General features: G+C 41.2%; 14 protein-coding genes. 4 read left to right on the top strand and 10 right to left on the bottom strand.

From position 1 onward, the window contains the following. Window positions 1-405 precede the first annotated feature (405 nt). Window positions 406-2,040, bottom strand: coding sequence for a chaperonin GroEL (gene groL, locus NSQ17_RS03130; protein ID WP_007496015.1), 1,635 nt, complete (start codon window positions 2,038-2,040; stop codon window positions 406-408). A gap of 56 nt (window positions 2,041-2,096) precedes the next feature. After that, complete coding sequence (gene groES / locus NSQ17_RS03125) at window positions 2,097-2,381, bottom strand: co-chaperone GroES (RefSeq protein ID WP_003214120.1); 285 nt, start codon at window positions 2,379-2,381, stop codon at window positions 2,097-2,099. Window positions 2,382-2,610: 229 nt separating this feature from the next. Here groES and NSQ17_RS03120 point away from each other — a divergent pair, with 229 nt between their 5' ends. From NSQ17_RS03120 to NSQ17_RS03110, 3 genes are read left to right on the top strand one after another with little or no spacing between them, the layout of a single operon-like run. Next, entirely contained in the window at window positions 2,611-3,345 is a 735-nt protein-coding gene (locus NSQ17_RS03120) for a CPBP family intramembrane glutamic endopeptidase (RefSeq protein WP_138278165.1), read from the top strand. Further along, window positions 3,342-3,536 (top strand): YdiK family protein, encoded by a 195-nt coding sequence (locus NSQ17_RS03115; protein WP_017366710.1) that lies wholly within the window; start codon window positions 3,342-3,344, stop codon window positions 3,534-3,536. The genes NSQ17_RS03120 and NSQ17_RS03115 overlap by 4 nt, the downstream gene beginning before the upstream one ends. A 57-nt stretch (window positions 3,537-3,593) precedes the next feature. Then, complete coding sequence (locus NSQ17_RS03110) at window positions 3,594-4,220, top strand: NUDIX domain-containing protein (protein WP_342467840.1); 627 nt, start codon at window positions 3,594-3,596, stop codon at window positions 4,218-4,220. 39 nt (window positions 4,221-4,259) lie between these two features. Here NSQ17_RS03110 and tatC read toward each other — a convergent pair whose 3' ends face one another. The 4 genes from tatC to moaC are packed head-to-tail and all read right to left on the bottom strand — an operon-like array spanning window position 4,260 to window position 6,398. Next, window positions 4,260-5,024, bottom strand: a complete 765-nt coding sequence (gene tatC, locus NSQ17_RS03105) for a twin-arginine translocase subunit TatC (RefSeq protein ID WP_096881072.1) — start codon at window positions 5,022-5,024, stop codon at window positions 4,260-4,262. 6 nt (window positions 5,025-5,030) lie between these two features. Next, window positions 5,031-5,210 carry a twin-arginine translocase TatA/TatE family subunit gene (locus NSQ17_RS03100; RefSeq protein ID WP_008344374.1) on the bottom strand — a complete coding sequence of 60 codons (180 nt, stop codon included), beginning with the start codon at window positions 5,208-5,210 and terminating at the stop codon, window positions 5,031-5,033. Window positions 5,211-5,237: 27 nt separating this feature from the next. Further along, window positions 5,238-5,891, bottom strand: a complete 654-nt coding sequence (locus NSQ17_RS03095; protein ID WP_008355687.1) for a redox-sensing transcriptional repressor Rex — start codon at window positions 5,889-5,891, stop codon at window positions 5,238-5,240. Between the two features lie 15 nt (window positions 5,892-5,906). Next, complete coding sequence (moaC, locus tag NSQ17_RS03090; protein ID WP_026050052.1) at window positions 5,907-6,398, bottom strand: cyclic pyranopterin monophosphate synthase MoaC; 492 nt, start codon at window positions 6,396-6,398, stop codon at window positions 5,907-5,909. Window positions 6,399-6,536: 138 nt separating this feature from the next. Between moaC and NSQ17_RS03085 the strand changes: the two genes are divergently transcribed. After that, window positions 6,537-8,459, top strand: a complete 1,923-nt coding sequence (locus NSQ17_RS03085) for an ABC-F family ATP-binding cassette domain-containing protein (RefSeq protein WP_342467839.1) — start codon at window positions 6,537-6,539, stop codon at window positions 8,457-8,459. Between the two features lie 466 nt (window positions 8,460-8,925). Here the strand turns inward: NSQ17_RS03085 and tsaD are convergent, their stop codons facing one another. Genes tsaD through tsaE form a run of 4 tightly spaced genes read right to left on the bottom strand, consistent with a single transcriptional unit; the run spans window position 8,926 to window position 11,547 of the window. Next, entirely contained in the window at window positions 8,926-9,954 is a 1,029-nt protein-coding gene (gene tsaD / locus NSQ17_RS03080) for a tRNA (adenosine(37)-N6)-threonylcarbamoyltransferase complex transferase subunit TsaD (RefSeq protein WP_178929655.1), read from the bottom strand. Continuing rightward, window positions 9,947-10,375 carry a ribosomal protein S18-alanine N-acetyltransferase gene (gene rimI, locus NSQ17_RS03075; RefSeq protein WP_008344382.1) on the bottom strand — a complete coding sequence of 143 codons (429 nt, stop codon included), beginning with the start codon at window positions 10,373-10,375 and terminating at the stop codon, window positions 9,947-9,949. The genes tsaD and rimI overlap by 8 nt, the downstream gene beginning before the upstream one ends. Window positions 10,376-10,400: 25 nt before the next feature. Next, window positions 10,401-11,090 carry a tRNA (adenosine(37)-N6)-threonylcarbamoyltransferase complex dimerization subunit type 1 TsaB gene (gene tsaB, locus NSQ17_RS03070; protein ID WP_061418121.1) on the bottom strand — a complete coding sequence of 230 codons (690 nt, stop codon included), beginning with the start codon at window positions 11,088-11,090 and terminating at the stop codon, window positions 10,401-10,403. After that, complete coding sequence (gene tsaE, locus NSQ17_RS03065) at window positions 11,071-11,547, bottom strand: tRNA (adenosine(37)-N6)-threonylcarbamoyltransferase complex ATPase subunit type 1 TsaE (protein ID WP_007496038.1); 477 nt, start codon at window positions 11,545-11,547, stop codon at window positions 11,071-11,073. Before tsaE ends, tsaB begins: the two co-directional genes overlap by 20 nt. Between the last annotated feature and the right edge of the window lie 12 nt (window positions 11,548-11,559).

The following is an 11,559-nucleotide window of genomic DNA, read 5'->3' as shown; positions in this document are numbered from 1 at the left end:
AAATAAGAAGCCGCTCATATTGTTGAAGAGCGACTTCTTTTTATATATTTTTGCCCAAAAAAAGAAGGTATAAAAACTCGCTTTTTTAGTATCTATTAATATAAATTACCCTAGCGATTAGTGAGCCAAAGTCTATGAAATTTAAATGATATTTAGAGTTTCCGTACATCAATCACATCAGTGCTTGCCAAAGCCCGTGTATCACTCGAACAAATCATGGATCGACTCGGTCACCAGATTACGAATAATGTGTACCCCACGTAACACAAAAAATGAAAAAAAGGCTTCTCAAGAGTTCAGGGAACTAATGAAAAGCCTCTAATTTTTCTATATGGTATCAAAATGGCACCAAAATGAGTGTGACTAACGGATAAACCCTTATCAATCAAGGGTTTAAATCCGTTATTACATCATGCCACCCATTCCGCCCATTCCGCCCATATCCGGCATTCCGCCGCCTGAGCCGCCTTCTTCTGGTTTGTCAGCTACGACTGCTTCAGTTGTAAGAAGCATAGCTGCTACAGAAGCTGCGTTTTGAAGTGCAGAGCGAGTGACTTTTGTTGGGTCAACGATTCCTTTTTCGATCATGTTTACCCATTCGTTTGTTGCTGCGTTGAAGCCTACGCCAATTTCTTCGTTTTTCAAGCGCTCAACGATGACTGATCCTTCAAGACCTGCGTTGTGAGCGATTTGACGAATTGGCTCTTCAAGAGAACGTAGAACGATGTTCACACCTGTTTGAACGTCACCATCAGCTTCGATGGAAGCAACTTTATTGTATACATTCACAAGTGCTGTACCACCACCGGATACGATACCTTCTTCAACTGCTGCACGAGTTGAGTTCAGTGCATCCTCAATGCGTAGTTTACGTTCTTTTAGTTCTGTTTCAGTTGCAGCACCAACTTTGATGACAGCAACGCCGCCAGCTAGTTTTGCAAGACGTTCTTGTAATTTTTCTTTATCGAATTCAGAAGTTGTTTCTTCTACTTGCGCACGAATTTGGTTCACGCGTGCTGCGATTTGAGCAGAATCTCCTGATCCTTCTACGATCGTTGTGTTTTCTTTTGTAACAACCACTTTAGACGCACGGCCAAGCTGACCAATTTCAGTTGATTTCAGGTCAAGTCCTAGGTCTTCTGTGATAAGTTCTCCGCCAGTTAGAACAGAGATGTCTTCAAGCATTGCTTTACGACGATCACCGAATCCAGGTGCTTTTACTGCCACTGCGTTGAATGTTCCACGAAGTTTGTTCACAACAAGTGTTGCAAGTGCTTCGCCTTCTACATCTTCAGCAATGATCAATAATGGTTTTCCTTGTTGTACGACTTGCTCAAGTACAGGAAGGATTTCTTGAATGTTTGTGATCTTTTTATCAGTGATTAAGATGTAAGGATTTTCAAGAACCGCTTCCATCTTATCAGAATCAGTGACCATGTATGGTGAAGCATATCCACGGTCAAACTGCATTCCTTCAACCACTTCAAGCTCAGTTGTGAAACCTTTAGATTCTTCAATTGTGATGACGCCGTCGTTTCCTACACGCTCCATCGCTTCAGCAATTAGGCTGCCGACTTCTTCATCTGCTGCAGAAATAGACGCAACTTGAGCAATTGATTCTTTACCTTCGATTGGTTTAGAAATCTCGTGCAAGCCTTCAAGTGCTACTTTCACTGCTTCTTCGATTCCTTTACGAACGCCAACAGGGTTTGCACCAGCTGTTACGTTTTTAAGACCTTCACGGATCATTGCTTGAGCTAGAACTGTTGCAGTCGTTGTACCGTCACCAGCTACATCGTTTGTTTTGCTTGCAACTTCTGCCACAAGTTTTGCACCCATGTTTTCAAATGCATCTTCTAATTCGATTTCTTTTGCAATCGTTACACCATCATTTGTGATAAGTGGAGAACCGAATTTTTTCTCAAGAACCACGTTACGTCCTTTAGGTCCTAAAGTTACTTTTACAGCATCTGCAAGTGCATCTACACCACGTAACATCGCACGACGTGCTTCTTCACTGAACTTAATATCTTTTGCCATAATAACGAAACCTCCTCAGTCTTTTTAGAAATATATCTCAATCTTTGTTTATGTGATTAACCAATAACAGCTAAAATGTCGCTTTCACGAAGGATTAAATATTCTTTTCCTTCATATTTCACTTCAGTACCTGCATATTTTGAGAAGATAATGCGGTCGCCTGTGTTTACTTCTAACGCAACGCGCTCACCACTTTCAAGTACACGACCTGAACCTGCTGCAACAATTTTACCTTCTTGCGGTTTTTCTTTTGCAGAATCCGGTAAGACAATACCGCTAGCGGTTTTTTCCTCAGATTCAACGAGTTCAATGATTACGCGATCGCCTAATGGCTTTAACATAAGAAACAACCTCCTCAATTTTTATATGTAGTCTTTTTTAGCACTCATCATCAACGAGTGCTAACACATTTATTATAATAAAGAATGTCTTCTGTAATTTCAAGTAAAAACCTTTAAAAATTTTTACGCTTTCATGATCTTTTTTTATCACCGATTCTTTCCTTTTCAACGAAAAAGAAGACTTGTGTTACAATAAATCTAGTTCTTTTAGTAAAGGGGTTTTCGTTACTTGAAAAAACAATATTGGTACATCATCTTAACGTATATATTGGTGCAGGTTTCTGCGATTCCTTATGTGTTCATTATGAAATGGTTAGGATACATTCAGACACCGATGACACAAGCAGAGCTCTCTGAATTGTCAGGAACCTGGACAATCATTAGCTTCTGTGTCGGATTAATCATTATTCTGCTCATCCTTCGGACTGTACCAAAAGCTTCACTTCGAAATGAAGCACCGGCATCAGTCGGCGTGGCAATCGCTTGGATCATTGGCGGTTTCTTTCTTTCCCTCTTTGCACAATCCATTGCGGGGGCGATTGAACAATATGCATTTGGCATTAGCCGAGAATCCGAAAATACTCAAAACATTTTAGCCATTATGGATGCAGTTCCATGGCTTGTAATCGTCATCGCTCTGATTGGACCGATATTAGAAGAAATCATTTTTCGAAAAATCATTTTTGGTGTGGTTTATGAAAAAACGAATTTTTTCATTGGCGCACTTGTCAGTTCAGTGGTTTTTGCTGCTGTACACAATGATTTCCCACATATCTTGCTCTATACCGCAATGGGCTTTACATTTGCCTTTTTATATGCGAAAACAAAACGAATCATTGTGCCCATCGGTGCTCATATGCTGATGAACTCGCTCGTTATCCTTGTGCAGATTGAGCCAGTAAGAAAAATGATTGAAGAACAATCTCAAACAATGCAAATGATTATTGGAGGCTTTTTCTCATGAGAAACCCTGTCGTATGGGGCATTATTTATTTTGCCGTAGGTGTGGCGTTCACCTATATGGCCATTCAAAATCCAGGTGACATGTGGTCATTTTACAGCATTTTGCTGATGGTGTTTGCGGCCTATAATATCAATATCGCGTTAAAAATGTTTGCTTTTTCTGTCAAAATGAAAAAACAGCAGCAAAAATAAAGCAAAAACCATTTTCCGCCGTTTGGAAAATGGTTTTTTTATGGAGGTCATGTTTTCATGGAACACGAAAAACTGAACATCATGAACAATCAGCATGAAACGATTGGTACAGCAGCTCGATCTGATATCCATGCTGAGGGCCTTTGGCATGAAACCTTTCATTTCTGGCTTTTAAAAAAGGAAGATGACACAGTGTTTCTCTATTTTCAGCTGAGGAGTCCCTCCAAAAAGGATTTTCCTTCTCTACTTGATATCACAGCAGCAGGCCACCTTCTCGCAGATGAACAGCCTTCTGATGGCATCAGAGAAGTCGAAGAAGAGCTTGGTCTTTCCATCTCGTTTGAGAACCTTACCTTTGCTGGTGTCATTAAAGATGAAATCCATATGCCATCGTTTACCGATCGTGAGTTTTGCCATGTGTATTTTTATATGGATCAAAAAGAGCACATGGATGTCCATCTACAGAAAGAAGAAGTTGCTGGACTTTATAGAGCAAGGTTGATCGATGCACAGCAGCTTTTAAATAGAGAATGCGAAAAAATGAAAATCGAGGGCTTTGAAGTGGATGCAGACGGCAAGCGACGTGAGGAAAAGAGAGAGGTCCATGTACATGATTTTGTCCCGCATGAACCTGCCTATTATGAGCATCTCTTTCAAGCAATCAATCAATTTCTTTCACAATAGAAAAAGCATCGTGACCCCTATTTGGATCACGATGCTTTTTTATGAGACAACATCATTTTCTTTCTCCTCTGTCTCTGTTTGCTGCATTTTGCGATAGGTCACTCTTGAAATGACAATACTCACTTCATACAAAACGAGCATTGGCAAGGTAACCATGAGGTGAGAAACGAGCTCTGGCGGTGTAATAAGTGCGGCAATGACAAGGAGGACAAAATAGGCATACTTCCGTATTTTTGATAAAAACATCGGTGTAATGATACCAAGTCTAGTGAGAAACATCAACACGACAGGCATCTGAAACAAAAAGCCAAATGGAAGTGTTAACTGCATCAGAAATGTAAAATACTCATGAATCCCAATCACTTGCTCCACATGTAAATCATTTGACATCCGTATCATAAAATCGACGACAAATGGAAACAAAATAAAATAAGAGAAAGCCACACCGCTCAGAAATAAAAGCAGTGCAATCGGAATATAAGCAAGTGTCACCTTTCTTTCTTTTTCATATAAGCCAGGACTCACAAACGCCCAAAGCTGATATAAGATCACGGGACACGTCAAAACAAGAGCAATGACAAAAGCGAACTGCATAAACACGTACAGTGGATCTGTGAGCTTAAACGCGTTCAATGTCAGTGTGGCCGCTTCATCGGTATTTTGTAAATACACAATGACCGGCTTAGCGAGAAAAAAACCTGCCACCATAAAGGTGACAAAAAACATCGCAATGATCACTAAACGTTTTCGCAGTTCCACAATATGCTCCATAAGCGGCATATCTTTGACATTCATGAAGCTCATCCTATTCTACTGATCTTCTTTTTTCTTTTTTTCTTCCTGATCATCAGCTAAACCTTTTGTGGCATTTTTGAATTCACGTAATGTATCTCCTGCTGCTCTTCCTAATTCAGGAAGCTTTTTCGGCCCAAAAATAATGAGCGCAACAACCGCAATCAGAACCAAACTTCCAGGACCGATCGGACCCATTTGCTCCACCCCCTTTACCCCTTTTCGTCAGTCCTCCTGTGTAACAGAGTAATGCTTTAAGAAATACACAAGAGACTGAAGTTCAACCGCCAAATCTATATGATGAATTCGAATGTGTTCCGGCACATTCAATCGAGCCGGCGTAAAGTTAAGGATTCCTTTGATGCCAAGGGCAATCAAACGATCTGTAATGGATTGAGCTGCTACGGCAGGCACTGTCAAAATCGCAACAGGAATATCTCCTACCTCTTGCACATGCTCTTCAAGCTTATCCAAATCATAGACAGGCACGCCGCCTATCTCACTTCCTATTTTACTCTCATTGACGTCAAAAGCCATTGAAATTTTTGTATTATTATTTTTAATGAAATTATAGTGTAAAAAAGCAGTCCCTAAATTCCCGACACCGATGAGCATGACATTCGTCATTTCATCTTGGTCAAGGGTCTTTCTAAAGAAGGTCAAGAGGTAATCGACATTATAGCCATACCCTTTCTTCCCAAGTGCACCAAAGTAAGAAAAATCTCGGCGAATGGTGGCAGAATCCACTTTGACTGCATCACTAAGCTCTGCCGATGACACCCTTTGTTTTCCTGATGCATGCAGATTTTTTAAAAAACGGTAGTAAAGCGGCAAACGTTTGGCTGTCGCTTGTGGAATTTTTGACTGGTCTATATTCATATAAGATCCTCCAACTTAAATATCAGATGCTCTGTGAAAATCACCGTTTTTCCCGCCTGTTTTTTCTACTAGATAGGTCGGGCCGATGATCATCCCTTTGTCTATTGCTTTGCACATGTCATAAACGGTCAGTGCACATACTGAGGCAGAAGTGAGCGCTTCCATCTCCACACCCGTACTTCCTTTTGTTTTCACCTGTACTTGTATGTTCAGAATGTACGCATTTCCGTCTTCCTCCCAATCAAAGGAGATATCGACACCTTTTAATGCAAGCGGATGACACATTGGAATGATGCTGGACGTTTGCTTTGCTGCCATGATGCCAGCTACCTGTGCGACAGATAGTACATCCCCTTTTCCAATGTCATGCTTTTGTATTTGATGAAATACTTCTTTTATCATACGAACGCTTGAAACAGCAACGGCAGTTCTCACTGTAGACGATTTGTCACTAATGTCGACCATCTTTGCTCTTCCTTGTTCGTTAAAGTGGCTAAATTGACTCATCTTTCAACGCTCCCTCACTCAAATCATACACTATTTTTTCCTATCTGTCTTTCATTTGACCATGGCAGCCGTATGTAAGATTTGCCGGTTTACTGCTGATAAGCTACACTTAACATATTATAGCAGAGGTGAAGTTACATGATGATTCTACAAGTGAATCAGCTGTCCAAATCGTTTGGCGCTGATACCGTTTTAACGAATATAAAATTGGAAGTCAAAGCGAGGGATCGTATTGCCATTGTCGGTCGTAACGGTGCAGGAAAATCCACGCTTTTAAAAATCATTGCCGGTCAAATGTCTTACGAACAAGGTGAGATCATCAAACCGAAAGACCTATCCATTGGATATCTAGCACAGCATACAGATGTGACGTCTACACGTACGCTAAAAGACGAACTACTATCCGTTTTCGATCATTTAAAAGAAATGGAACAAGAGATGAGAACCATAGAAGAGAAAATGGCTTCTTCTACAGGAACAGAATTAGATTCTCTAATGAAAACCTATGACAGACTGCAGCAAGCATTTAAAGATCAAGGCGGCTATCAATATGAAGCAGATGTCCGCTCCATTTTACACGGACTCGGCTTTAGTCATTTTGAAGACCATACAACCGTCCAATCCTTAAGCGGCGGTCAGAAAACCCGTCTAGCGCTAGGAAAGCTATTATTGATGAAACCAGAACTCTTGATTTTGGATGAGCCAACCAACCATCTAGATATTGATACCTTATCATGGCTTGAGCAGTATTTGCAAAATTATACAGGAGCCATCCTCATCGTTTCCCATGACCGATACTTCTTAGACAAAGTCGTGAACCATGTATATGAAGTGTCAAGAACAGCGATGAAAAAGTTCGCTGGGAACTATAGTAAGTATCTTGACCAAAAAGCTGAGCAGCTAGAGCGTGATATGAAGCTGTATGAAAAACAACAAGAAGAAATTTCGAAGCTTCAAGATTTCGTGGATCGCAACTTAGCAAGAGCATCCACCACAAAGCGTGCTCAAAGCAGGCGGAAACAGCTGGAACGGATGGATCGTTTAGATAAGCCGTTAGGAGATGAAAAATCCGCAAACTTCCATTTCGATATTATGAGGCAAAGCGGAAATGACGTGCTGAAGGTGCATGATCTCGATATTAGTTACGATCAAAAAACGCCGCTCCTCTCCTCCCTCTCTTTTCATATTAAACGGGAGGATAGCGTGGCACTCATCGGTCCTAACGGTATCGGGAAATCAACTCTTTTAAAAACCTTAACGGATACGTTAAAACCAGTAAAAGGCGAGATCAGCTTTGGTTCTCATGTGACGATTGGCTACTATGATCAGGAACAAGCCAAGCTGACATCCTCCAAAAAAGTGTTAAATGAACTTTGGGATGATTATCCCCATATGACTGAAAAAGACATTCGGACTTGTTTAGGAAACTTCCTTTTTTCAGGTGATGACGTCTTAAAGCCTGTCCATACTTTAAGTGGTGGAGAAAAAGCACGACTTGCGCTGGCAAAGCTGATGCTCCAAAAAGCCAATTTCCTCATTCTCGATGAGCCGACGAACCATCTTGATTTGGACAGTAAGGAAATATTAGAGAATGCACTAATAGATTATCCAGGCACCATCTTGTTTGTTTCACATGACCGTTACTTTATCAATCGCCTGGCAACTAAAGTTCTCGAGTTGTCACCAAATGAAACAAAAGAATACCTTGGTGACTACGACTATTATCTTGAAAAGAAAAACGAACAATTAGAGCTTGAAGCACTCCAAACTCAGGAGACGCATAAAAAACAAGCAGAAAAACCAGTAGAAACAGCAAAACTTTCCTATGCAGAAGAGAAAGAACTCAAAAAGAAAGAAAGACAAAAGCAGCGCCGAATTGGAGAAATTGAAGAGCGTATCGCTGTCATCGAAGACAAGCTCGGTGAAAACGAAGAGCTTCTATGTGATCCTGCTATTTTCCAAGATCACGAGAAAGTACAAGCCATTCAAACAGAAAATGATGCGCTCAATCAAGAGATGGAATCACTTTTTGCGGAATGGGAAGATCTATCAGATGCATAAAGAGTGCCCTAACGGGTGCTCTTTTTTAAGGTGAGAATATTTATCCACAATGATACCCACAATAACATCTTGATTATTCTTAAATATTTTAAAGTTATCCACTTTATCCACAGTATTTTAATCACATATCCACACAAAAGATCACATTTATACACATTCTCTTCATTTTAAAACGAATTTTCTAACAATTGTGGATATATAACGTTTACATGTGAATAAATCGCTTTCATTTCAATAGAAAAAACTCCTGTATATCCACAGGAGTTCCAAATTTTTGACAAAGGGCTAAAATGAACTTGATTTTAGCCCTTTGTCTTCTTTTCAGCGTGATAGAAAACCTTTGCAGTCTAGGAAGGACGAGTACTGGCGCGGAGCGAATTTGACATTCGTGAGCACCAGCGCGCAGGACTGACAAAGAATGCGAGGGTTTGTCTACACGCTGAAACTCCTGTATCCACAGGAGTTCTTATTCATAGGAGACAAGCGGCAGTCCAGGTTGACCGTTCATTGCCATGTCGCCTCTTATTCCCTTTTCAAATGCAATGGTTCCCGCAGCAGCAATCATGGCTGCATTGTCTGTACAAAGAGACAATGGCGGAATCATGACATTCACTTCAGATAGCTTCGCAAATGCTGAAGTAAGGGCTTCTCTAAGACCTTTATTGGCAGCAACCCCGCCAGCTAGAACGACTTGTTTCACACCATACGCTTCAGCCGCTTTTAATGTCTTTCCGACTAACACCTCAATCACGCTTTCTTGGAAACTTGCAGCCAAATCCTCTGGCGCAATGGTTTCGCCCTTTTGAGACGCATTGTGTAACGTGTTGATAACCGCTGATTTTAAACCGCTGAAGCTAAAATGATAGGATCCTTCTTCAAGCCACGCTCGAGGAAGCTTAATCGTTGGCTCCCCTTCATGTGCCAATCGATCAATGTGAGGTCCCCCTGGATATGGCAGACCCATTGTCCGAGCTACTTTGTCATACGCTTCTCCAGCCGCATCATCCAACGTTTCACCAATGACCTCAAAAGACCCATGCTCTTTCATCAAAACAAGCTCAGTATGCCCACCAGAGACGACTAGAGCTAAACAAGGAAACACCAGTTCACCAACGAGCTGGTTCGCATAAATGTGTCCAGCAATATGATGAACACCAACAAGCGGAATTTGATGTGCAAAACTCAATGCTTTGGCTGCATTGACACCTATCAAAAGTGCACCAACTAAGCCCGGACCTTCTGTCACAGCAATAGCGTCTAAATCCTGAAAGGACATATTGGCCTGCTCCATGACCTCTTCTAACACGATCGTCATTTGTTCCACATGATGCCTTGAAGCAATTTCTGGTACCACGCCGCCAAATCGTTTATGACTTTCTATTTGTGAAGCGACAACATTCGCTACGATCTCTTTCCCATTTTTCACAATGGACGCAGCTGTTTCGTCACAGCTTGTTTCTATACCTAATATGAATCGATCTTTTTTTTCACTCATTTATCTTCACCCACATGACTAATGCATCTTCCCCGTTATCCGTATAATAATTCTTTCGAATAGAAGCTGGTTTAAAACCTAGCTTTTCATAAAGGGATTGTGCTGGCGTATTTGATACCCGCACTTCTAGTGAAAGATGATCTGTCTTTTTTTCTTTGCAAAATTCCATGACATATCGAAGCAGCGCTTCCCCATATCCTTTTCCCCGGTGCTCAGGGAGAATCGCAATATTCGTAATTTGTGCATCATCCATGACAATCCAAACGCCGCAATACCCAACAGGCTGACCATCTTCTTCAATGAGGAAATAATGGCTGTATTGGTTATGGAGAATTTCATAGACAAACGACTCCTTTTTCCAAGGCGCTGTAAACGAATGCACTTCAATCGTATATACCTCTGGGATGTCCTCTACTGTCATTCTTCGCATCTCTACTGTGTTGAGATTATTTTTGTCCTTCAAGCCATTTCACTTCCGCTTCTGCCAAACGAATATAATTAGGAACAAGCTGATGGACATCTTCAGCAGGGCGGTCTGCCCCTAAAAATGCGAGCACTGAAGGTCTTGGGTTATGAAATGCCTCGTCTGCGATCACAGCAGTTTCTCCAAGTATGGAGAGAACATTCTCTTGATGAAGATGCACATCATGTCCAAGAAATAAAACAGAGTTCCCTTCCTTTTTCAGCTCTTGAAGCCAATCAGTGAGCAGGATATTTTGATCTGGTTTCGCTTCTTTTATCTTTCCACCTTCAAATGTATATAACCCTGTATAAACTTGTCCTCTTCTTGCATCAAATATAGGAGAAATCATTCCATCAAAATATCGAGCATTTGCCGCCAGCGTTTCTAAACTTGAAACAGCAGTTATCGGGATAGACAGCGTCCAAGCAAGTGTTTTTGCAATGGTCACACCGATTCTAACGCCAGTGTAAGAACCGGGTCCTTTGGCTACAACAATTTTGCTTAATTCGTTCGGTGCTACGCCGCATTCTTTCATCAGTGCTTCAACTGTCGGCATTGCTCGTACTGAATGATTCTTCTTTAAGTACGTAATACTTTCCCCAACCACAGTGTCATCACGGACAAGAGCTATTCCGAGTGTATGGTTTGACGTATCAATTGCCAGTATGGTCAATGTCTTTCATCTCCTTACAAAGGGCCTCATAGCGCTCCCCTTTTGCATAAAACGTGAGATGACGTTCTTCTTCACGTTCTGTTCTCAGCATTTCAATTTTTAAATACGATGAAGGCAATTGAGGTTCAATGAGATGTGCCCATTCAACTAAACATACACCTTCCCCCTCAAAATATTCGCCCAGTCCAATATCTTCTTCCGCATCTTCCATACGATACACATCCATATGATAAAGTGGCAGTCTGCCATCCGTATATTCTTTAATAATTGTAAAAGTAGGGCTGTTGACGATACGGGTAATACCTAAGCCTTCTGCAAAACCTTTTGAAAAAGTCGTTTTACCTGCGCCTAAGTCTCCTTCTAATGTTAAGACATCGCCGGGCATCACAAGTGTAGCCAAGGCAGCAGCAATTCGTTTCGTCTCATCCGCACCTTTTGTTGTCCACGTTAACTTCATGGTGGAGTCACC

Source organism: Bacillus sp. FSL W8-0629 (assembly GCF_038593225.1).
Taxonomy (GTDB): domain Bacteria; phylum Bacillota; class Bacilli; order Bacillales; family Bacillaceae; genus Bacillus; species Bacillus altitudinis.
The sequence above is the reverse complement of the archived record's forward strand: the minus strand, read 5'-3'. Positions and strand labels throughout refer to the sequence as shown.